This is a genomic window from Actinobacillus indolicus (genome assembly GCF_004519515.1).
GTDB classification, from domain to species: domain Bacteria; phylum Pseudomonadota; class Gammaproteobacteria; order Enterobacterales; family Pasteurellaceae; genus Glaesserella; species Glaesserella indolica_A.
This window is the reverse complement of record NZ_CP038145.1, coordinates 892,199-914,347: the sequence shown is the minus strand read 5'-3', so window position 1 is coordinate 914,347 and position 22,149 is coordinate 892,199. Positions and strand designations below refer to the sequence as shown.

General features: G+C 36.0%; 18 protein-coding genes. 9 read left to right on the top strand and 9 right to left on the bottom strand.

The genetic code is table 11. The features are described 5' to 3' along the window. Positions 1-149: 149 nt before the first annotated feature. Positions 150-1,352: an acetate kinase gene (locus EXH44_RS04370; RefSeq protein WP_162856436.1), complete on the top strand. Its 1,203-nt coding sequence runs from the start codon at positions 150-152 to the stop codon at positions 1,350-1,352. Positions 1,353-1,415: 63 nt separating this feature from the next. On the opposite strand, the gene trpS is transcribed toward EXH44_RS04370, so the two are convergent. Further along, the gene (trpS, locus tag EXH44_RS04365; protein WP_162856435.1) at positions 1,416-2,444 is read right to left on the bottom strand and encodes a tryptophan--tRNA ligase; all 1,029 of its coding nucleotides are present in this window, start codon (positions 2,442-2,444) and stop codon (positions 1,416-1,418) included. 322 nt (positions 2,445-2,766) lie between these two features. On the opposite strand from trpS, the gene cspE reads away from it, so the two are divergent. The 4 genes from cspE to dnaJ all read left to right on the top strand — a co-directional run bounded on the left by cspE (position 2,767) and on the right by dnaJ (position 6,912). After that, positions 2,767-2,976 carry a transcription antiterminator/RNA stability regulator CspE gene (gene cspE, locus EXH44_RS04360; RefSeq protein WP_135676362.1) on the top strand — a complete coding sequence of 70 codons (210 nt, stop codon included), beginning with the start codon at positions 2,767-2,769 and terminating at the stop codon, positions 2,974-2,976. Between the two features lie 268 nt (positions 2,977-3,244). Further along, positions 3,245-5,146, top strand: coding sequence for a molecular chaperone DnaK (dnaK, locus tag EXH44_RS04355; RefSeq protein WP_162856434.1), 1,902 nt, complete (start codon positions 3,245-3,247; stop codon positions 5,144-5,146). 192 nt (positions 5,147-5,338) lie between these two features. Next, on the top strand, positions 5,339-5,719 hold the full coding sequence (locus EXH44_RS04350) for an AraC family transcriptional regulator (protein ID WP_244238744.1): 381 nt from the start codon (positions 5,339-5,341) through the stop codon (positions 5,717-5,719). Between the two features lie 56 nt (positions 5,720-5,775). Further along, a complete protein-coding gene (gene dnaJ, locus EXH44_RS04345) occupies positions 5,776-6,912 on the top strand; it encodes a molecular chaperone DnaJ (protein WP_162856433.1) in 1,137 nt (378 codons plus the stop codon). 233 nt (positions 6,913-7,145) lie between these two features. On the opposite strand, the gene EXH44_RS04340 is transcribed toward dnaJ, so the two are convergent. The 7 genes from EXH44_RS04340 to EXH44_RS04310 are packed head-to-tail and all read right to left on the bottom strand — an operon-like array spanning position 7,146 to position 16,203. Further along, entirely contained in the window at positions 7,146-8,009 is an 864-nt protein-coding gene (locus EXH44_RS04340; RefSeq protein WP_162856432.1) for a hypothetical protein, read from the bottom strand. 33 nt (positions 8,010-8,042) lie between these two features. Further along, the gene (locus EXH44_RS04335) at positions 8,043-9,452 is read right to left on the bottom strand and encodes a glycosyltransferase (RefSeq protein WP_162856431.1); all 1,410 of its coding nucleotides are present in this window, start codon (positions 9,450-9,452) and stop codon (positions 8,043-8,045) included. A 14-nt stretch (positions 9,453-9,466) separates the two neighbouring features. Further along, on the bottom strand, positions 9,467-10,477 hold the full coding sequence (locus EXH44_RS04330; RefSeq protein ID WP_162856430.1) for a glycosyltransferase family 2 protein: 1,011 nt from the start codon (positions 10,475-10,477) through the stop codon (positions 9,467-9,469). 1 nt (position 10,478) lies between these two features. Beyond that, entirely contained in the window at positions 10,479-13,442 is a 2,964-nt protein-coding gene (locus EXH44_RS04325; RefSeq protein WP_162856429.1) for a CDP-glycerol glycerophosphotransferase family protein, read from the bottom strand. A gap of 14 nt (positions 13,443-13,456) precedes the next feature. Beyond that, entirely contained in the window at positions 13,457-14,599 is a 1,143-nt protein-coding gene (locus tag EXH44_RS04320) for a LicD family protein (RefSeq protein WP_162856428.1), read from the bottom strand. Positions 14,600-14,604: 5 nt separating this feature from the next. Continuing rightward, positions 14,605-15,036, bottom strand: a complete 432-nt coding sequence (gene tagD / locus EXH44_RS04315) for a glycerol-3-phosphate cytidylyltransferase (protein ID WP_162856427.1) — start codon at positions 15,034-15,036, stop codon at positions 14,605-14,607. Between the two features lie 18 nt (positions 15,037-15,054). Beyond that, a complete protein-coding gene (locus EXH44_RS04310) occupies positions 15,055-16,203 on the bottom strand; it encodes a CDP-glycerol glycerophosphotransferase family protein (protein ID WP_162856426.1) in 1,149 nt (382 codons plus the stop codon). 196 nt (positions 16,204-16,399) lie between these two features. Between EXH44_RS04310 and EXH44_RS04305 the strand changes: the two genes are divergently transcribed. Genes EXH44_RS04305 through EXH44_RS04290 form a run of 4 tightly spaced genes read left to right on the top strand, consistent with a single transcriptional unit; the run spans position 16,400 to position 20,156 of the window. Beyond that, positions 16,400-17,575: a polysaccharide biosynthesis/export family protein gene (locus tag EXH44_RS04305; protein ID WP_162857523.1), complete on the top strand. Its 1,176-nt coding sequence runs from the start codon at positions 16,400-16,402 to the stop codon at positions 17,573-17,575. A gap of 9 nt (positions 17,576-17,584) precedes the next feature. Next, positions 17,585-18,712 carry a capsule biosynthesis protein gene (locus tag EXH44_RS04300; protein ID WP_162856425.1) on the top strand — a complete coding sequence of 376 codons (1,128 nt, stop codon included), beginning with the start codon at positions 17,585-17,587 and terminating at the stop codon, positions 18,710-18,712. After that, positions 18,712-19,509: an ABC transporter permease gene (locus EXH44_RS04295; RefSeq protein ID WP_162856424.1), complete on the top strand. Its 798-nt coding sequence runs from the start codon at positions 18,712-18,714 to the stop codon at positions 19,507-19,509. Before EXH44_RS04300 ends, EXH44_RS04295 begins: the two co-directional genes overlap by 1 nt. Continuing rightward, entirely contained in the window at positions 19,506-20,156 is a 651-nt protein-coding gene (locus EXH44_RS04290) for an ABC transporter ATP-binding protein (protein WP_162856423.1), read from the top strand. Before EXH44_RS04295 ends, EXH44_RS04290 begins: the two co-directional genes overlap by 4 nt. An 81-nt stretch (positions 20,157-20,237) precedes the next feature. Here the strand turns inward: EXH44_RS04290 and EXH44_RS04285 are convergent, their stop codons facing one another. Next, on the bottom strand, positions 20,238-22,100 hold the full coding sequence (locus EXH44_RS04285; protein WP_162856422.1) for an SLC13 family permease: 1,863 nt from the start codon (positions 22,098-22,100) through the stop codon (positions 20,238-20,240). Positions 22,101-22,149 lie beyond the last annotated feature (49 nt).

Here is a 22,149-nt window from a genome sequence, read left to right as displayed (position 1 = left end):
TTCATCGTTATGGAGAGCTATCTTTAAAAATATCTCTATTCGATCTATTTTTGATTTATCTTCATTTTTACCCTTGACTGAAAGGTATTTAAGGTCAATGATATAGCAATCATTCAAATGCTTAACGTAATAATTGTAAGGAGTTATTTATGTCACAGCACCATATACTTGTTATTAATTGCGGAAGTTCATCACTGAAATTCTCTATTATTCAACCGAAAACGGAAGAAACATTGCTCTCAGGGCTGGCAGAATGTTTACACTTACCTGAAGCTAAAATTAGTTGGAAATATCAAGGTGAAAAATACCAAGCCCAACTTGCCGATAAAGCCAATCATGCCGATGCTCTTAATTTCGTTACTAACAAAATTCTCTCCGATTACCCTGCTCTAAAACAAAGTATTAAAGCCATTGGACACCGAGTTACTCACGGTGGAGAAAAATATTCCCAACCAACACTTATTACTCCAGAAGTTATTGATAATCTTGCCACCTTATTTGAACTCGCTCCGTTACATAATCCAGCGAATGTTATGGGGATTAAAGCCTCTCAAATTGCTTTCCCTCATTTACAAGATAAAAATGTTGCTGTCTTTGATACGGGCTTCCATGCAACCTTACCACCGCATGCTTATCTTTATCCTTTACCGATAGAGTTTTATGAGAAATATGGGATTCGTCGTTACGGATTCCATGGCATTAGCCATTACTACATTGCTTGTAAAACGGCTGAGTATTTAGGTAAGCCTCGCTCAGAATTAAATATGATTAGCTGTCATTTGGGTAATGGCGCATCTATTACTGCGATTAAAAATGGCGAAAGTATAGATACATCTATGGGCTTTACCCCTTGCGAAGGTTTAGTGATGGGAACGCGTTGTGGAGATGTTGACCCAGCGTTATTAATTTATCTCAAACAAAAATTAGATATTTCTACTGAAGAAACGAGCGATTTAATTAATAAAAAATCTGGATTATTAGGATTAACAGGCTCAAGCAGTGACTTCCGCTATATCACTGAACACTATGAAAAAGATGAAAAATGTCGTATTGCATTAGAAGTTTATATTCATCGTTTAGTCAAATATATTGGCGCTTACGCAATGCTATTAGACAATAAATTAGATGCGGTGGTCTTTACCGGTGGAATTGGTGAAAATTCTGAATTAGTTCGTCGATTAGTATTACAAAAACTCACCATTTTAGGATTTGAGTTAGATCAGGAACGCAATTTATCTGCAAGATTTGGTCAGTACGGACAAATTACGACAGATTGTTCACAACATTCTGCTTATGTAATCCCAACTAATGAAGAATTAGTGATTGCAAAATATACGGCAGAATATATTTAAACGTTATCAAAAAATTTAGCGGAGAGTTATTTGAATAACCCTCCGCTTTTTTACTTGGATAAATTAAGAGACAAATCCAACAACTTTATAAACTTCTGCTAAAGTCGCTTTTGCTCTTGCTTTCGCTTTTTCTGCGCCTTCACGGTAGATTTTTTCGAGTAATGCTTCATTATTACGGAAATGATGATAACGCTCTTGGAGCTGGCTCAACATCGCAGAAACTTCTTCCGCCACAGCACCTTTTAAGTGACCATACATTTTGCCTTCAAATTCAGCTTCTAATTCAGGAATTGTCTTGCCTGTTACGCTTGCCAAAATATCGAGTAAGTTTGAGACACCCGGTTTATTTTGAACATCATAACGCACTACAGGAGGCTCATCGCCATCAGTCATTGCACGTTTAATTTTTTTCTCCACAGATTTTGGATCTTCTAACAAACCAATAACGTTATTACGGTTATCATCTGATTTTGACATCTTTTTCGTTGGCTCAAGTAGCGACATAATTCTCGCCCCTGTTTTGGCAATAAAGACTTCAGGCACAGCGAAGATTGGCTGAATTACATTACCCTCCGCATCTTTTTTACCGTATAACGCATTAAAACGGTTAGCAATATCACGAGTGATTTCTAAATGCTGTTTCTGGTCATCACCTACAGGAACTTGGTTTGCTTGATATAACAAAATATCTGCTGCCATTAATACAGGATAAGTAAATAAACCCACGTTCACGTTATCTTCGTGACGAGCGGATTTATCTTTAAATTGTGTCATTCGTCCCATTTCGCCAAAATAGGTATAACAATTTAAGATCCACGCCAACTGGCTGTGCTCAGGAACGTGTGATTGGATGAAGATTGTGCTTTTTTCAGGATCGATGCCACAGGCAAGATAGATAGCAAGGGTATCCAAAGTCGCTTTGCGTAATGCTTCAGGATCTTGACGTACCGTAATCGCGTGTAGATCAACGATACAGAATAAACATTCATATTCCTCTTGCATCTTAACCCAATTGCGTAATGCACCAAGGTAGTTTCCTAAACTTAATTCACCTGAAGGCTGTACGCCACTGAAAACAATCGGTTTTGACATAATCTTTTTCTCTTTCTAAAAATACAAGCGGTGCGATTTTGGCAGAAATTTGCAAAAAATGCCAAGTATTCGACCGCTTGTAGTGCATTTATTTTGTAAATTTGCGATTTAATGTTCGCTTTTAATACTTAAACGTGTTCTAATGCGTCTCAAGCTAATTGCGATTTACCTAAGTTCGTTATTTATTGCACTTCCTGTTCTACAAGTTTTAAATTTGTTTCTTGAAAGTTCTACCAATATCTACCTTAATTAAGTTCTAGCCCTTAGCGTTACCGCTTGTTTCAAGCACACAAATTTAAATTTTTTATAGAAGGAAGACATCATGTCTAAATTAAACGGTTCAGTAAAATGGTTCAACTCTGATAAAGGTTTTGGTTTCATCACACCTGCAAATGGTGGTAAAGATGTATTCGTTCACTTTTCAGGTATCGCAAGCGAAGGTTTTCGTTCATTAAAAGAAGGCGACCGTGTTGAGTTCAATATCCAAGACTCACAACGTGGTCCTGCTGCAGTAGATGTTGTAGTACTTTAATCTATTGAAATAGTCTTAAAAGCACCGATATGTTCGGTGCTTTTTTGTTTTTAGCGTATCGAAATAGATTTTTTTGATCTTTTTTCACTGTTTCCCCTTGAAGCCATCAATTTCGTCCCTATTTATTGTTCCGTCTGAGCGGGAACGTAGCACAACTTCTCGTTTCTTTTTTGAAAAATGTTTGAGTTACCCTTGAAATGTCGCGAAAAAGCACCATCTTGTCGCTAACTTGAACAAAAAACCAAATTTATATTAGAGGAATCAAATTATGGGAAAAATTATCGGTATTGACTTAGGTACAACCAACTCTTGTGTTGCAGTAATGGACGGCGACAAACCACGTGTAATTGAGAATGCAGAAGGTGCGCGTACGACTCCGTCAATCATTGCTTATACAGATAAAGAAACCTTAGTGGGTCAGCCAGCAAAACGCCAAGCGATCACTAACCCGAAAAATACCTTATTTGCCATTAAACGTTTAATCGGTCGTCGTTTTACCGACTCTGAAGTACAACGTGACATTGAAATTATGCCATTTGAAATTACCAAAGCGGACAATGGCGATGCGTGGGTATCGGTAAAAGGCGAAAAAATGGCACCGCCACAAATCTCTGCAGAAGTATTGAAAAAAATGAAGAAAACCGCAGAAGATTTTTTAGGTGAGCCGGTCACTGAAGCGGTTATTACTGTGCCTGCTTACTTTAACGATGCACAACGTCAAGCAACCAAAGATGCAGGTCGTATCGCAGGCTTAGAAGTTAAACGTATCATCAACGAACCAACAGCGGCGGCATTAGCTTACGGCTTAGACTCTAAAAAAGAGAACCAAATCGTTGCAGTGTATGACTTAGGGGGCGGTACATTCGACTTATCTATCATCGAAATTGATAACTTAGACGGCGAACAAACCTTTGAAGTGCGTGCAACCAACGGTGATACTCACTTAGGTGGTGAAGACTTTGACAACCGTTTAATCAACTACCTTGTTGAAGAATTCCAAAAAGAGCAAGGCGTAGATTTACGCAATGACTCAATGGCAATGCAACGTGTGAAAGAAGCTGCGGAAAAAGCCAAAATTGAGCTTTCATCAGCGCAATCAACTGAAGTAAATCTTCCGTATATCACCGCAGATGCAACAGGTCCAAAACACTTGGTTTTAACTGTGACCCGTGCGAAATTAGAAGCGTTAGTAGAAGATTTAGTAAACCGTTCATTAGAGCCAGTAAAAGTGGCATTAGCAGACGCAGGTTTAAGCGTATCTGAGATCAACGATGTGATCTTAGTCGGCGGTCAAACCCGTATGCCATTAGTACAGAAAAAAGTGGCGGATTTCTTCGGTAAAGAACCACGCAAAGATGTAAACCCAGATGAAGCGGTGGCTATCGGTGCGGCGGTACAAGGTGGCGTATTAGCTGGTGATGTAACAGATGTATTATTGTTAGACGTAACCCCGTTATCATTAGGTATCGAAACAATGGGTGGCGTGATGACAACCTTAATTGAGAAAAACACCACGATCCCAACGAAAAAATCGCAAGTGTTCTCAACGGCGGAAGATAACCAAAGTGCGGTAACTATTCACGTGTTACAAGGTGAACGTAAACGTGCAGCGGATAATAAATCACTAGGTCAATTTAACCTTGAAGGCATTAACCCAGCACCACGCGGTATGCCACAAATCGAAGTCACATTCGATATTGATGCAAACGGTATTATTAATGTGTCTGCGAAAGATAAAAACACTGGTAAAGAGCAACAAATTAAGATCCAAGCGTCTTCAGGCTTAAGCGATGCAGAAATCGAACAAATGGTGCGTGATGCGGAAGCGAATGCAGAAGCAGACCGTAAATTTGAAGAGTTAGTTCAAACTCGCAACCAAGCGGATGCGATTGCTCACTCAACCCGTAAACAGATCGCTGAAGCAGGTAGCAACCTTGCGGATGCAGACAAAGCGAAGATCGAAGAAGCGGTAACGGCATTAGAAAAAGCAGCGAAAGGCGAAGATAAAGCGGATATCGAAGCGAAAATCGAAGCTCTAGTAAAAGCGTCTGAACCGTTAATCCAAGCAGGTCAAGCTCAGGCACAACAAGGTCAGCAACAAGCGCAACAAAGTCAAAAAGATGACGGCGTGGTAGATGCTGAGTTTGAAGAAGTGAAAGACAACAAGTAATTTACGGGTAGGGACACACAGCGTGTGTCCACGGACGCAGGCACTGCGTCCCTACAAAGGGCGTGGAAACACGCCCTTTTGGTGTATTTAAAGAAAGAGTCGCAAAGCGACTCACTTATGCGTAACCCTGTACGCTTTGCGTGCGGGGCTTAAACAAGCGGTCACTTTATTGCCTAAATTTGCAAATAAAAAATGAAACTTTACCCCCTTATCACCAAACATTTTGACGACACAGCAACCAGCCACGATTTTATCGAGCTTTGGAATAGTACTGTGTTACCGCAAAATACCCGTTGCTATGGTGTTTATTTTAATTATCAAAATAACGGTAAAGCGTATGATTTTGCGATTGCGACGGAAATAGTGAATGAACATACTCCGATTGTGATTGAAGATGATCTTATCTGGTATGAAAAATTTACGACAAAATGTGAGCTACTAGCAGATACTTGGCAAGATATTATTCGTAAAGGGAAACAGGGTTTATTAAAGCGAGCATTAACTGTCGATTTTGAAAAGTATTACCCTGACGGTAAAGTCGACATCTATATTGCACTACAACCGCATTGCTAAATACAAGCGGTGAGATTGATAACATATTTTGCAAATTTCAAAACGGAAATAGATTTATGTCCAAAAAAGATTACTACGAAGTCCTTGGCTTACAAAAAGGGGCGAGTGAACAAGAGATTAAACGTGCTTATAAACGTTTAGCGGCAAAACATCACCCCGACAAAAACCAAGGCAGCAAAGAAGCTGAAGAAAAATTTAAAGAGATCAAAGAAGCCTATGAAGTGTTAGGCGACAACGAAAAACGTGCGATGTACGATCAGTACGGTCACCAAGCCTTTGAGCAAGGTGGCGGAGCTGGTGGCTTCGGCGGATTTGGTGGTGGAGGTTTCGGTGGCTTTGAAGATATTTTCAGCGAAATGTTTGGCGGTGGTTTCGGTGGTGGCGGTCGTCGCCAACGTGTCGTGCGTGGCGATGACTTACGCTACGATTTAGAAATCACCCTTGAAGAAGCCGTGCGTGGTGTGAAAAAAGATATTCGCATTCGAACCCTTGTTCAATGTGATACTTGCCACGGTTCTGGTGCTGAAGCTGGAAGTAAAGTCGAAACTTGTCCGCACTGCCACGGCTCAGGACGAGTTCGTCGCCAGCAAGGTTTCTTTATGACAGAAACCGTCTGCCCAAGTTGTCACGGTACGGGTAAGAAAATTGAGAAACCGTGTAAATCTTGTCACGGTGACGGACGTGTTGAGAAAACTAAAAATCTTTCAGTCACTATTCCAGCTGGTGTAGATACTGGCAACCAACTTCGCTTATCAGGCGAAGGCGCAGCAGGGGAAAACGGTGCACCAGCAGGGGATTTATATGTTGTGATTCACGTGAAAGACCACGATATTTTCGTGCGTGACGGCTCAAATCTTTACTGCGAAGTACCAATCAGCTTCACGATGGCAGCGCTAGGTGGCGAGATTGAAGTGCCGACATTAGACGGACGAGTGAAACTCAAAATCCCAGCAGAAACTCAAACGGGTAAACTGTTCCGTGTGCGTGGTAAAGGTGTAACCAGTGCAAGAGGTGGATATGCTGGAGATCTCATCTGTAAAGTGATTATTGAAACCCCAGTATCACTCAACGAAGAACAGAAAGAGTTGTTACGTAAATTAGAAGAAAGTCTGGAAGGCAAAGGACAACATCGTCCGAAACACGAAGGCTTTTTCAAAGGGGTGAAAAACTTCTTTGATAATTTAGGGAAGTAAGTACAAAGGCTTAGTGGTAATGATCTTCCCCCCAAAAGTTAGACTCATTTAGTTGAAGGGCTGAGTTCTGTATTCCACAGGGCTTAGTCCTTTTAATTATGAGGATAAAATTTGATGGCATGTTGTTTGAAAGATTGGTGGTATCTAGTAATAAAAATCTGCACCTTAATTAGTTGGGTGTGTAGCCCAACTTTTGAAGTGCAGATCAATTTAACTAAGCCTTACTATATTTATTATTCTTTGAAAGAACAATTATCTTCTGAAATAACTAATTTCTTATCTAATTGAATGGTAAATATTTCACAACCAACCCCTAAAGAAAGGTAAATATCATACACACCAAACTCAAAAGAACTTGAATCAATTCCAGCTAAATTTTTTGTTGCATAATAACAAGCATTATACTCACCAAATGGGTTGTTGATGTATTGCCCTAAATCTGGCTTTTTAATCTGACCTAGCTCAAAAGCATATTGTGTTTGAGTTATAGGCTTTTTCACAATCAGATAGTATTTTGCTTGGTTAAATTCTGTTATATTCACGCCCGGCACTATGAATTTACCTTCAATATGGAATTTTCGATCTTGTATCCAAGCATTATCAATACTTACATAGCTATCTTCGCTAATTTTTCTACCTAGAATTTCTCGTTTAACTAAGTAAGCTTTATTTTGATTTTTGAATAACCGATATTCATAGCGATTGTTAATTGTACGAATATCTAGATGTTTCATATCTAAGTTTAATGAAGCATAATTTCTTTTATCTTTACTTGGTGAAGATGAAATTTTAATTTCATACATACCAACATCAATATTTGAAATATCTATTCCTTTAAAACCAATAGTAGCAACTCCCGCTGCTCGATAATTAAAATGTTGTTCTTTATATTTCACATTTACCATATCATTTCTATTGGTAATACCCAGAGGATGCTCAATTACCTTATTTGTATAGATGTTATGCAGTTGTAAATGTTTTATGATTGTGTCATGGGTTGGACTATCATAACCTTGAATATAAGCAAGTCCTTCTATAAACAATGTCTGTTCTTTAATACTTAACTTTGATATTTTATTAGTTGGAAGTAGTTTCATTTCTTCTCCAGTGATATAGCTTGTAAAAATATTTTATTTATCAAAAGATTGTTGAAGTGAAATTAATTTATTTCTTTCTGCTTTTCTTTTCCTAGCTGTTAATTTGGCTCTATTCCAATCAGAAAGAACTCTCTCAATTGAAAATGCTTTAGATGTTTCAATTGCTTTTTGTCTCATTTTATTTAATTGAGACTCATCTAAAGAACAGGCTTTTATTATAGCCTCCTTTAGCTTTTCAATATTTCCAGCCTCTACCAACCAACCATTATTTCCATTAATGATTACATCACTAGGACCAAAATTGATATTGTAAGCAATAGGAATACAGCCAGCCTGCATAGCTTCTAATAAAGCAACGGGTAATCCTTCAGAAGTACTGGTTAATAAATAGAAACTAAACTCTTTAAGTTTATTTGGAACATCGGAACAATGTCCATGAAAGTAAGTACCACTTAAGTTTTTTGCTTTGTTCTCTAAGTATTCTTTTTGACTCCCATTTCCTAATAAATGAAGTTCTGCGCCTTCTATATTTGCCATAGATAATGCATCAATGGCGTGGTCAATTCTCTTAACTTGTTCTAATCTAGAAGCTATTACAAAGCTATTCTTTTTTCTTACAACATTTGCTGTATCAGCATTTATTTGAGGTAATGCATGAGGTATATACTCAAACCCACTGTAATCAGGAAACATTAATTGGGCTTTATAACATTGTGAGAATGTCGGAAAAATAAATAAATCAAAGCACTCTAATCTTGAAAAAACAAACTCAGCATAAGGTAAAACCTTATTATCATTGCAATGAGTACCGTGAAAATAATGGATAATACTCACATTTTTCCTATGATAATCTGTTAAAAATCTTGCTTCATGATCATTATCTACAATTATATCAATATAATCACTTCCAAAAATACTATCCAACCAAGCATGATAAAAAGGCCATGAATATGAAAAAACTCGTTGAGGTACTCCTAGTTTATTACAAGTAATAATGCATCTCTGTCCAGTTCTACGATTATCAATTACTGCAACTGAGCCATCTTTTCGTAGATGGTTAACCTGAACCCATCCATTTACTCCAGGCTCAGAAATCAGCTGCCTTAGAATCACCCCATTTTCAATATCAAGAGTGCTATTATCAGCGTTTAGAGAAAGTGAAGAGTACTTGTGTTTATTATTATCAAAAGGAATACCGCCACAAGATAATTCATGCTCACGAAGCCAATCATAAATATTTATAACGGTTACTCCATTACGTAAGCCGTTTCTTTCTTCTAGATGTTGTAAAATAGTTTGCGGATATTCTCGGTCCCTAAATGTCAATATTTTCACAGGTTCTTTCGAGATAGATGAAATTTGAGCCGAACGATTTAGAAGAGCGGTTGTTAATCCACCATACCCAATAGGTATACAGCCAGTAAGAGTGTAGTTTTTAACCATGTTGATTCCTTGATCTATATGTTGCCTTTATAAAAAACTTTTGAAAGTATATTTGCAGTATATATAAATTTATTTTTATCATTATCACATAAAGCATCCAAACAAGCTCGATTATAATTATTCGTAACCAAACGGTTATAAACATATTTTTTATGTTTTTGAATAAACTCATTCGCTATTTGGTAAATTTCTTCTTTTTCCTCTTCGGTATAGAATTGAAATTCGCGTAAATAAATCAATAGATCATGATTCATATAAAAAGCAATTTGATATGCTTTACGTAATTCGGGAATATACTGCCATAAATTATTGATTGCAGTCATTCTTCCTTTAAAATTATTTAGTGATTTTGTGGTTGTAATACTGGTTTGATTACCGTAAATTAACCACACATAAATTCTTTCATCAATTAGTCCTATACGATCTACTTTAGAATAAAGCTTGGCTGTGAATAACTTATCCTCATATAAACCTGTTTCAAAGTAAATATTATTTTGTTTTAGCACATCGATTTTATAGAGTTTATTTGTGGAAAGTGTATCATCAAACTGTGTTAAACGGTTCTCAAAGGTGTTAATACTTTTGATTTTATATAGACTTCTAAACCATTCGCTTTCTTCACCTGTTTCAAAATCTTTACGAACTGTCACACCAGAAACCACATCTAATTGATGTTCTAAGGCATAATCCATTAAATGTGTAAAAGCATCGGGGTAAATCAGATCATCTGAATCTAAAAAGAAAATATATTCGCCTAGTGCATTCTGAATACCAAAGTTACGAGTAAGCCCTAGGCCTTCATTTTGCTTATCAAAATAGCGAAAACGCTTATCCTTAAAAGATTCTACAATATCTTTTACTTTAACTTCATGTCCATCATCCACAATCATCACATCTAAATTTTTATAATGTGATTTTTGGAGTGATTGTAGTGTTGCTGGTAATGTTTTACGAGAGTTATAGCAAGGTACAAGCACAGAAATTAAAGGTTTTGTTACTTTTTTCTTAAATAATCGTTTGAACATTTTATTCTTCCCCTAATTCTGCTTCAGTTTGCTTTTCATCTAACTCAGTAATGAGTTGATTCCATTGCTTAAATACAGTCTCATTTGAAAATTGGTAAAATTTTGCTTGAATCTCACCGCTTGTAAGCGTTCCACATTGATGAACCGCATGGATTACACCTTCATAGTCACCATAAGGTAATAAGAAACCTGATTTTTTATCTTCCACAACATCTTTGGCTGCGGTAAATGAGTCAAATACAATAGCCGGTTTTCCATAAGCATAGGCTTCTAAGATAACAAGCCCGAAACCTTCCGATTTACTCATTAACAGTAGAGAATCGTTTTCAGCAAAAATTTTTGCTTTATCACTTTCAAAGCCTTTTAGTTTAATAATGTCTTGTAATTGATATTTCTCAATTTCAGCCATAAAATCATCTTTTAATGCACCATCACCGTATACATTTACGATAATATTGGCTTTTTTATCTAAAATTGCTTTTCCTAAATCAATAATAGCAAAGATATTTTTGTCTGCATCTAAACGAGAAATAACGGCAGTCGCAAAAGTATTCTTATAAGCTATAGGCATAAATTCGGCATCAATAGAATTGTGCATAAACCCGAGTTTATCTTGTATTTCTGGAATTAAATGCGGTTTTAATAACGTAACTGCTGATTCTGTTAATAACAACAATTTCTCATAATTGAAAATTTTATTTTCATTAAGTGCATCTAAATGCCACGAATACATTTCTTTTGATATCATATCTTTAACATCACCATGGAACATCAATACCGATTTTGCATTAGTAAGATATTTTTGAAAATGCATATGTGCAGAAAATTGTAATGAAATGACAAGCCCATCAGTATTTTGTAAGATATTTGTACAAGCACCCGCAAGATATTGACTTGATAATTTAAAATCAATATAAGGGCTTTCAAGTAAATGATACTCAGAGTTGGCTATCGCAAATTCTTTAATGGCAATCACAAAAATACGCGAGTTATATTTTTGTTTATAATATTTTGCCATATTTTTTAAGAATGTATGAACACCACCTATTTGATTCAAATCATTTACTAAGAAAATAATATCCTTACTTTGACGATTCTCTGGATTAAAGTTAATGGCATCAACAATACGTTGTGTTGAATTTCCGTCTTCTAATGGGTAAAAAGTTTCAATAATTTTATGATTATTAGATTCTAGCTTTAACCAATCTAATTTATAAAGTTCTTGTTCTTGTTTAATAATTTGTGAGCTAGTTAAATAATCATTGAAGTCAAAATAAACTCCACGTTGTTGCATATATTCTTCATAATCGTATTGGAATAATACAATAGGTTTATTCAAAATAGCGTAATCTAATACAAGTGATGAATAATCGCTAATTAAGATATCTGCCATTTTCATTAAATCTGCCATATCAGAATATGATGTGCAATCTACGACATTATCATAGGATTTTTCTAGATAATTTAAGTAGTGCATTTTAGTTATAATAACATATTCATTGTTTAGCTTTTTCAGTAATTTTTTAGGATTGAATGGCAGCGTAACTGCTCCCGCTTCACGATACGTTGGCGCATATAAAATTACTTTTTTATTAACAGGTATACCTAATTTATAGCGCAAATCTGAAATGCCAATATTCTTAGGCAAAGCATTACCGATGCCTTCCTGTTTTAACACTCCCCAATCTAATGAATAGAACTCTTCCGAAGAATTTGCAACATAATAACGAGATGCCAGAACATTTAGTTCTTCTTTACGAGCCGGATTCGCTCTCATAAAATCCTCTCGATCTGTTTGAATAAGTACAACGGGCCTATTATATCTATCGAATTGATATATCAAGGGGTTATAGTCACTAATTAAGATATCTGAAAGTAATAATGCCTCTATATTTGATAAGTGTGGTAAGTAATTTACCCCTTTCTCTGCTGGGTAAGTTTCTGATGTGATATAAATTAAGTGATATTCCTTTCCTAAAATAGTGAGTAATTTTTGTTTATCGAATGGGCATTTAGCTGATGATGCTCTATATGTAGGAGCATACAATACAAATTTTTTGTTTTCAGGCAAACCTAACTGAGAAATTAGTATCTTTCTAACTTCATTATTATTTGCTTTTGGGCTATTTTGTTTAAGAAGATTATCCATTTTGGCACAACCAAGTTGGAGAATTTCACCATCATAACGCATTGCCTTACGAAGGAACGTATTGGTATAAAAATCGGACATTGAAATCATGGCATCATAGGCTAAATTGTAGCGAATCGCCGTAGAAAGATGTTCAATGTTTAAATCTACAAACATTTTTTTATACGGAATACCGTGCCATACAGATACCCATTTGTTAGTATCCGTAATACGATAACTATAATTCATTGTTCCTGAGTCAATCACGTAATCAGCTGTAAATTTCAGAAACTCTCCGAATGATGTCCCTTGTTTTACTAATGTATGAGACTGATGCTTGATAATATCTTGTTCTAAATCTCTTAAGATAATATAAATATCAAACTGTTCTTGATAGAAAGGAATAAATGAAGAAATATCTGCCATTACCCTATGGTTATAGTCAGAAGGAATAAGTAATAGCGTTTTCTTATTTCTATTGAAAAATAAAGCTGAATGACTAATGCGAGGAACAATTGGGAATTCCTTGATACCTGCTAATGCTCCACTATTATTCAATTTACGATAACTCTGCTCTAATTGCTTTCTCCAAGAAGTATTATAAGGAGCTAACTCTATTGCTTTTGAAATATACATTTGGGCTTCAGGATATTGTCCTAATTTAAGATGGCATAACCCTAACTTAAATACATTTTTAGCATGATTAGGAGCTTGTTTATAAGCTCGCTCAAAAGCAAGTAAAGCCTGATGCCATTTTTTCCGTTTATAGAGCACAAGACCTTGATGATATTCTTTTGGAGCAACAATATGATGATATAAATTTTTTACTATTTTCATAAATTCTACTTATACTAAGAAAGTAAATGTTTAAGTTGATAGATTTTCATTTCAACTTGATTAATTATTTCCATATTAGGCGTATCTACTGCACTATCAAATTTTGTTTTTGGTGTACGCCAATCACCATAATTTTCTGTTAGATACAAATCATAATTCTCTGGGATAAGATAACTTTCTCCTAGAAATTCTGTTTTTATTAAATTAAATGGCGAATTATGCCATTTAATTTTTACCCCAGCATGCCAATAATCATTAGGTTCACGATAGTGAATAAATACATCGATCACAATACCATTCACATGTCTTAAGGTGATAAGATGTTTTGTTCTTGTTGGTACAATATAAAAATATCCTGATGTTGATAAATAATGTACTAATTCATCATAGCTATACTCGTCCCAGACTCCTACATCAATATCTTTATCATGTCCCAATAATTTTCCCTCTCGGATACAGCCTAGAAGCGTGCCACTAATTAAGAAAAAAGAAATGCGATGTAAATCTAATGCTTTCTTTAAATCTGCTAATGCTTTTGCTGCTAATGTATCAGAAAAATTTGATGATGCTTTTTTTCCCACTTTCGATATTTGAGATTGCTGTTTTGCCAACACTAGAGCCTCATCATTTAAGCCTGCACGTAATGCCGCATTTATTCTAGGGTGAAAAAGAGGATCATTTTTTAAGAAATCTGTCGCATTTCTTACATATTGAATATGCTCTTCTAAATTTGCAAAATCTTGAGCTTTCTCTACCAAATTAGAGAGGTAAACCCAAACTTTCTTGCGAGAATTTTCTAAAGTACATTGTACAAGTACATCCCAAGCCTCTTTCTTTCGGTGTTGTCTCACTAAAATATCTGAATACAAAAAGATAGCTTCTGGCATTTTGGTAAAATTTGAGACTTTTCTGACCGCTTGTTCAGCAAGCTGATATTCTCCACATAGAAAATAGCTTTGTGCTAGATAATAATAACCAACACTAATGCCTTTTTGTGTCATTTTTTCAGCCAAATTTCTAACTTTTTTATGCTGTGCCTCTGTTAGGGCTTTTAGAATCCGATAACCATACCAATAAGCTAATAGTGAATATTTGTAGTTAGCCTCTCTTAATACTCTCTTTAAGGATTGAGTTTGTATCGAATAGAAAGTCACCATAAAGCTTACTCTTTTTCATGAATTTGTTTTTGATCTTTAGCTAGATTTTTTTCTGCCAACATTTTTTTTACTTTTGTCGTTGATATATCTGGTGTACGAGGTAAATAAACAACTTCACAATATTCTTGTAGAAAATCAAAATGACCTTCCCAATCATCTCCCATGACAAAAATATCTATTTCATGGTTTTTAACATCTTCGATTTTTTGTTCCCAGTGCGTTTCAGGAATTACTTGGTCAACGTAGCGGATAGCTTCTAATATGTGCTTACGTTCTTCATAACTATAGGCACAAATTTTATTTTTACATTCTAAATTAAATTTGTCAGTTGAAATAGCAACAGTTAAATGATCACCTAACGATCTTGCTCGTTCTAATAATCGAATATGTCCATGATGTAATAAATCAAATGTACCGTAAGTTAATACTTTTTTCATAATGATTCCCTTTAAATATTATCTTCGTAATATCCGGTTGGATATTTTGCCTATTTTACCAAAACCTTTGTTTTTCTCTTTTTTATGCTTTTCAAGATATAACTGTTGCACGACTTGTCTAACATAAAGTTGTTGTTGATTAAGCTGATATTTTCCTTGTAATAAATTCTGTAAACATTTAATGATATTGTCTACAGGATTAGTAGCTGTATGAAATAATAATGAAAACAGCTCATTATTTATAGGTTTCTTAACTAATGTGTGGTTTGGATTAGATAAAATTTGCTCTAATTCATCAGGTGTTAATACTTCTATACCAAGTAGATGTCTACGAGACACCTCTAAACTAAATTGGTCAATTTTTTCTGCTTTTAACTCTGGAATTGAAACTAGAATAAGTTGTTTCTCACAGAAAATAGCATCAAAAATAGCTCCACTATAATCGGAAATAACTATATCGGATATAGATATTAACTCTAAAATATCTTCATTTTCATAAAAGAAATGAACCCCAAAAAATAGAGTTTGATACGATTTCGTATCATGTGTTTTGTTTAACAGAATAGTGTTATGGTGTAACTTAACTAGGACATTATAATTCTTAGTTTGTTCATAAAGCGTATTGATGTATGTAGAAAAACTAGACAGTTCTCCCCAGCTTGGAGCATATAAGATTGTTTGCTTATTTGGATCTAGGAGGTTTTTGTATTTATCGTATGATTTTTGATAAAAAGAGTTCTCTTTTAGATGTTGATAGCGTGGACAGCCAACGATTTCGGTTGGCGAGAAATAAGATATTCGCTCATAAGCATATTGGCCATAGACTAAATTGAGATCTGCTAATGCTCGCCATGCTCCATAATTATGGGGCTCTTTTGCATATCCATACTGTAGCATGACAATTTTTGTCGCTTTAAATAAATAGAGTTGTTCAAATACTGTTTGAGTTATTAGTATGTCAAATTTTCCATCTAACTTATTGAATACATTTTTACTATTGATATATGCTACATTATTCGGAATTGCTTCTAATAATGTTCTATCGAACTCTTGGCTTTTTGGACGTTTTTCAATCACGAGTAAGGCTGTTGGTAAAGCTTGTAGTAATGGCTTAAATTGTAAAAGTTGGAATGTATTCCAAACTATAAATGCAACTTTGCCTTTCATTCTATAATCTCTCTTACTCCTTTGTGGGGCTATTAACTATTATACTGACTATATTTACGTTTAGTAAGAGCTATAATCATAAAAATTTATTATATGAGTGCTTTGTAAAAATATTTCTGCAAGTTTATATTTATTAGCTTTATATAGTACAATACACAGTATATTTCTATGTACCTCTAATGAGATTAAAATGTTCATGAATATGCCAAAATACAAAAAATTATTACCTTTGGTGGCAGTAATAATGCTTTCAGCCTGCTCTTCTCTCCCAACCTCAGGCCCTAGTTACAGCAAAGTCACTGAAGTGAATGGGAACCAGCAACTTCCAGATGTGAATCTTGTGGAACTCAATAACCAAATTGTTCAAACCCTATATAGAGCGCAAGAAAGCCAGCTATTTTCTGGCTTTGATGGTTTGCAAGGGCGTGGCGGATATGCTGGAACAGCAAATGTAGGTGATATGCTTGAAATTTCTATTTGGGAAGCCCCTCCAGCTGTTTTGTTCGGTGGTACACTTTCAATAGAAGGACAAGGTAGTAGTCATTTAACTCAGCTCCCACCTCAAATGGTCAGTAAGAATGGAACGATTTCAGTACCTTTTGTCGGGAATATTTCTGTTGCAGGTAAAACGCCCGAAAGTATTCAAGCTCAAATTGTGTCAAGCTTAGCCCGTAAAGCAAATCAACCTCAGGCGTTAGTTCGTATTGTAAATAATAACTCTTCAGATGTTACCGTTATTCGTCAAGGCAATACTATTCGAATGCCTCTGACTTCTGGTGGTGAGCGTGTATTAGATGCGGTTTCTGCGGTAGGGGGGGCACAAGCAGATATCCAGGATGTCACCATTCAATTAACACGTGGGCATCAAGTTAAAACGCTTGCTTTTGAAACATTAATTGCCGATCCAACGCAAAATATTACCCTCCGTTCTGGCGATGTTGTTTCATTGTTAACTACGCCATATAGTTTTACAGGTTTAGGGGCAGTGGGGACAAATCAACAAGTCAAGTTCTCAACTCGTGGTATTACTTTAGCTGAAGCTATTGGTAAAATGGGAGGTTTGATTGATGATCGCTCTGATCCTAGAGGTGTATTTGTCTTCCGCCATATTCCTTTTGGTCAACTTGATTTAGAACAACAACAAATTTGGGAAGCGAAAGGTTATGGAGTAGGTATTGATGTACCTACTGTTTATCAAGTTGATTTACTTGATCCAAAATCAATGTTTTTACTACAGCGTTTCCCTATGCAAGACAAAGATATTGTCTATGTCTCAAATGCACCACTGGCTGAATTCCAGAAATTCTTGAGAATGATCTTCTCTTTAACTTCACCAGTCACCAGTACAATTAGTAATGTTAAAGCACTATAGGAATAAATCATGACAGACGCTGTACAAACTCCAAAACAGAAAAAAAAGCAACGTTGGTTTACTAAACCATTACTATGGCTAACCGTGATTATTCCTACGGTAGCTTCAACGGTATATTTTGGTAGCATTGCATCAGATGTTTATATCTCTGAATCAAGCTTTGTTGTGCGATCTCCTAAAAATCAATCTTCCTTAACTGGGTTTGGTGCTTTATTACAAAGTACGGGGTTCTCTCGTTCTCAAGATGATGCTTATACGGTTCAAGAGTATATGCGTTCATTAACTGCGTTAGAGCAGTTGCAACAAACGATACCTGTAAAAAGTTTTTATGACTCAAAAGGAGATATTTTGAGCCGTTTCAATGGATTCGGTTTAAATGATTCACAAGAAGCCTTTTTCCGTTACTTCAAGAATCATTTGAGTATTGATTTAGACGCAGTATCAGGTATTTCAACCTTAAAAGTACGTGCTTTTGATGCGGCCGAGGGACAACTTGTAAACCAAAAGTTACTTGATATGGGGGAAGAGTTAATCAATAGACTCAATGAACGTGCACGCAAAGATACACTAGAATATGCAACACAAGCAGTGCAAGAAGCAGAAAAAAATGTGAGTGATACTGCGGATGCCTTAACAAAATATCGTATCAAAAATAAAATTTTTGATTTACCTGCACAATCGGGTGTTCAGCTTTCTTTAATTTCTTCATTAAAGAGCGAGCTGATTCGTGTAGAAACACAATTGGCACAATTGCTTTCAATTACGCCTGAAAACCCACAGGTTGAAGCATTAGAAATGCGTCAAAAAAGTTTACGTAAAGAAATTGAGCAACAATCAAAATCTCTTTCAGGAAGTAATAACTCCATTGCAACACAAACAGCTGAATATCAACGTCTTGTGTTAGCAAATGAGTTAGCTCAGCAACAGCTGACTGCGGCAATGACCTCTTTACAAAATACAAGAGGAGAAGCTGATCGCCAGCAACTTTATTTGGAAGTGATTGATAAACCAAGTAAACCAGACTGGGCTTTAGAACCTTACCGTTTATATAATATTTTAGCGACCTTTATCATCGGCTTAATGTTATATGGTGTTTTAGGATTATTAGTTGCAAGTATTAGAGAGCATAAAAACTAATGCGATACGGTGACCAAACAACATTTAAACGTTCTTTGGTGATTCAAGGGCGTGTTATTAACGCCCTACTTATGCGTGAAATCATCACAAGATATGGACGTAAGAACATTGGTTTTTTATGGCTTTTTGTTGAGCCTTTAATCATGACGCTATTCATTGCATTATTATGGAAATTTGTTCGTGCAGATCAAATGTCCACGCTGAATATTGTCGCTTTCGCAATTACTGGCTACCCACTCATGATGATGTGGCGTAATGCATCAAATAGAGCTATTGGAGCGATATCTTCAAACCTAAGTTTACTTTACCACCGTAATGTCAGGGTCTTAGATACCATTTTTGCGAGAATGTTACTCGAAATCGCCGGTGCGACCATTGCTCAGATATTAATTATGTCTGCTTTTGTTGCTATTGGTTGGATTGATCTTCCCCAAGATCCACTTTATATGGTGATTGCGTGGTTAATTATGGCATTATTCGCTATCGGGTTAGGGTTAATCATTTGTTCTATTGCTCAAAAATTTGAAGCATTTGGGAAAATCTGGAGTACATTAAGTTTCGTCTTCATGCCTCTTTCTGGTGCTTTTTTCTTTCTTCATACCTTACCACAACAAGCCAGAGAAATTTTTCAATGGGTACCGATGGTTAATGGGACAGAAATGTTCCGACATGGTTATTTCGGTGATGCAATTCCAACCTACGAACATGTCGGATTCCTCTTAGTTTGTGATTTGGCGATGCTATTTATTGGGTTAATCATGGTCAGAAACTTCAGTAAAGGAGTGGAGCCACAATGATCAGTGTAAAAAATGTGAGTAAACGCTACCATACTAGAAGTGGCTGGAAAACGGTGTTGCATGATATTAATTTTGAACTGAAAAGAGGTGAAAAAATTGGTATTCTTGGCAGAAATGGGGCGGGAAAATCTACGTTAATTCGTCTTATGAGTGGTGTCGAACCACCAACAACAGGTACAATTGATCGTCAAATGAGTATCTCTTGGCCCTTAGCATTTAGTGGTGCTTTCCAAGGTAGCTTAACTGGAATGGATAATCTCCGTTTTATTAGCCGTATTTATGGTACTGACTTAGATTACATGAAATCCTTTACCGAGGAATTTTCAGAATTAGGGGATTACCTCTATGAGCCAGTAAAAAAATATTCTTCTGGTATGAAAGCCCGTCTAGCATTTGCGATCTCACTTTCTGTTGAATTTGATTGCTACTTAATTGATGAGGTTATCGCTGTTGGGGACTCTCGTTTTGCTGCAAAATGTAAATATGAGTTATTTGAGAAACGTAAGGATAGAGCCATTATTTTAGTTTCCCATAGTCCTGCAGCGATTAAAGAATATTGTGATAATGCGATGGTGTTAAATAAAGGGCATATGCATCAATTTCCATCTATTGATGATGCTTATAAATTTTATAATGAGAATATATAGTTCTCTTGAAATAACGTTTCAGCATATAAAAAGAAAAAGAGTTGCTAGCAAATGGTTAGCAACTCTTTTTTATTGATGGAGTTATAGTGGAAATAACATAGGTACCAAGAATACAGAAAGTAACATCACTAAAATCGTGAATGGAAGTCCTACTTTCACAAAGTCCATAAAGCTATACCCGCCAGGTGCAAGTACCATTGTATTTACTGGAGATGACACTGGGGTAATGAAAGCAGCTGAGGCTGAAATCGCCACAATCATAGCAAAGGGGGCGGGTGAATAATTTAGTTGATGCGCAATCGCAATCGCAATAGGCATCACGAGAATAGCGGTTGCAGTATTTGAGATAAAGGCACTGATAATCGCGGTAAAGATAAATAAAACAATCAAGACAAAGTGTACCCCTAAACCTTGCATAATCTCAGTGAGCATACTTACGATAATATCAATCCCTCCTGTTTTTTGTAATGCAATCGAAAATGGCATCATACCAACAATCAATACGATACTTGGCCAGTGGATAGATTCATAAGCGCTTTTCATATCGACACAACGGAATTTACCTAACATCAAGCAGGCAATCAGCGCTGCAATCACATTGGGTACTAATCCTGTAATCATTAAAAAAACCATCGTTACAACAGAAAAAATAGCATGTGGGGCTTGGCTAATGGCTGGGGCTGCTTGTTTACTTTCTTCGGGCGCCTTTAATAAGAAGAAATCTCGGTTAGCACTATCCATTTTTAATAAATTATTCCAAACTCCCATCACCAATAAGGTATCACCAAAACGTAATGGCGTATGAATAATATCCCCTTCAATAATTTCACCATCGCGTTTTAGCCCTACAATACTTAGCCCGTAGTTTGAGCGAAATTTGAGTTCACTGATGCTTTTTCCAATACTGCCTGTTTCTGGCATGATAGAGAATTCTGCCATACCCACAGATTTAGCATGTTCTGAAAAGTAGTCGCCTTTTAATTCCACTGCTCTTAGGTTAAATTCTTCACATCGTTGAGCAAAGGTATCTGAGTCAATATTAATATCCATCAATAAGATATCTTTTTCTTGCAATGTTTCTGAACCATAAGCTGCAATTGAAATTGTTCTTAAGCGTTTAACGCGCTGTATCGCAACAACATTTAAGCCATATTCACTCCGTAAATTCAATTCATTGATTGTTTTTCCAATGAAAGAAGATTCTGCGGTAATAATGGCCATTTTAGCGCGTCCAGAGAGATGATACTCTTCAATAAATTGATACATTGATGAGCTTTTTTTATGTTCTGTATCCACTTTCTCACCATTATCTAGCCAATTTCTTGCAAAGAGCATATAGATAATACCTAATGCAAGCACAGATAATCCAACGGGGGTAAAACTAAAAAAGCCAAAGCCTTGGTGTCCCGCTTTAACTAATTCGGAATGTGCGACTAGATTAGGGGGGGTTGCAATTAAGGTCATCATGCCACTAATGAGTCCTGCGACACTTAATGGCATCATTAAGCGTTTAGGGGAGATACCCATGCCCGAACAAATGGCGAGTACAACCGGAATAAAAATGGCCACAATACCCGTTGAACTCATAAAAGATCCTAATCCTGCAATTGAAAGCATTAACAAGACTAAAACGCGAACTTCACTTGCTCCAGCTACTCGCATTAACCATTCACTGACTTGATAAGCAATACCAGTTCTGACAAGCCCTTCACCAACAATAAAGAGCAGGGCAATTAACACCACATTGGGATCACTGAGCCCAGCGAATACTTCATTAACTGTCAAAATGCCCGTTAAACTAAAAAAAGCGATCACAAGCAGTGCGACAATATCCATCCGTAATTTATTTTGAATAAATTGCCAAATAGAAAAAATAAGTAAGGCTAAAACCCAAAATAGAGGATGAAAGAGAAAGTCAGGAAGAAGAGTATGTAAGAATTGCATAATCAAAATAGAGTAGAGTGGAACAATGCATTGATTATACTGATTTTGA

Bases quoted from the DNA above. Each gene is read 5' to 3' on its own strand.
- EXH44_RS04310 (WP_162856426.1), bottom strand. From the start codon at position 16,203: ATGAAAGGCAAAGTTGCATTTATAGTTTGGAATACATTCCAACTTTTA.
- EXH44_RS04335 (WP_162856431.1), bottom strand. From the start codon at position 9,452: ATGGTTAAAAACTACACTCTTACTGGCTGTATACCTATTGGGTATGGT.
- tagD (WP_162856427.1), bottom strand. From the start codon at position 15,036: ATGAAAAAAGTATTAACTTACGGTACATTTGATTTATTACATCATGGA.
- EXH44_RS04285 (WP_162856422.1), bottom strand. From the start codon at position 22,100: ATGCAATTCTTACATACTCTTCTTCCTGACTTTCTCTTTCATCCTCTA.
- trpS (WP_162856435.1), bottom strand. From the start codon at position 2,444: ATGTCAAAACCGATTGTTTTCAGTGGCGTACAGCCTTCAGGTGAATTA.
- EXH44_RS04320 (WP_162856428.1), bottom strand. From the start codon at position 14,599: ATGGTGACTTTCTATTCGATACAAACTCAATCCTTAAAGAGAGTATTA.
- EXH44_RS04305 (WP_162857523.1), top strand. From the start codon at position 16,400: ATGAATATGCCAAAATACAAAAAATTATTACCTTTGGTGGCAGTAATA.
- EXH44_RS04350 (WP_244238744.1), top strand. From the start codon at position 5,339: ATGAAACTTTACCCCCTTATCACCAAACATTTTGACGACACAGCAACC.
- EXH44_RS04290 (WP_162856423.1), top strand. From the start codon at position 19,506: ATGATCAGTGTAAAAAATGTGAGTAAACGCTACCATACTAGAAGTGGC.
- EXH44_RS04330 (WP_162856430.1), bottom strand. From the start codon at position 10,477: ATGTTCAAACGATTATTTAAGAAAAAAGTAACAAAACCTTTAATTTCT.
- EXH44_RS04295 (WP_162856424.1), top strand. From the start codon at position 18,712: ATGCGATACGGTGACCAAACAACATTTAAACGTTCTTTGGTGATTCAA.
- dnaK (WP_162856434.1), top strand. From the start codon at position 3,245: ATGGGAAAAATTATCGGTATTGACTTAGGTACAACCAACTCTTGTGTT.
- EXH44_RS04340 (WP_162856432.1), bottom strand. From the start codon at position 8,009: ATGAAACTACTTCCAACTAATAAAATATCAAAGTTAAGTATTAAAGAA.
- EXH44_RS04325 (WP_162856429.1), bottom strand. From the start codon at position 13,442: ATGAAAATAGTAAAAAATTTATATCATCATATTGTTGCTCCAAAAGAA.
- EXH44_RS04300 (WP_162856425.1), top strand. From the start codon at position 17,585: ATGACAGACGCTGTACAAACTCCAAAACAGAAAAAAAAGCAACGTTGG.
- EXH44_RS04370 (WP_162856436.1), top strand. From the start codon at position 150: ATGTCACAGCACCATATACTTGTTATTAATTGCGGAAGTTCATCACTG.
- cspE (WP_135676362.1), top strand. From the start codon at position 2,767: ATGTCTAAATTAAACGGTTCAGTAAAATGGTTCAACTCTGATAAAGGT.
- dnaJ (WP_162856433.1), top strand. From the start codon at position 5,776: ATGTCCAAAAAAGATTACTACGAAGTCCTTGGCTTACAAAAAGGGGCG.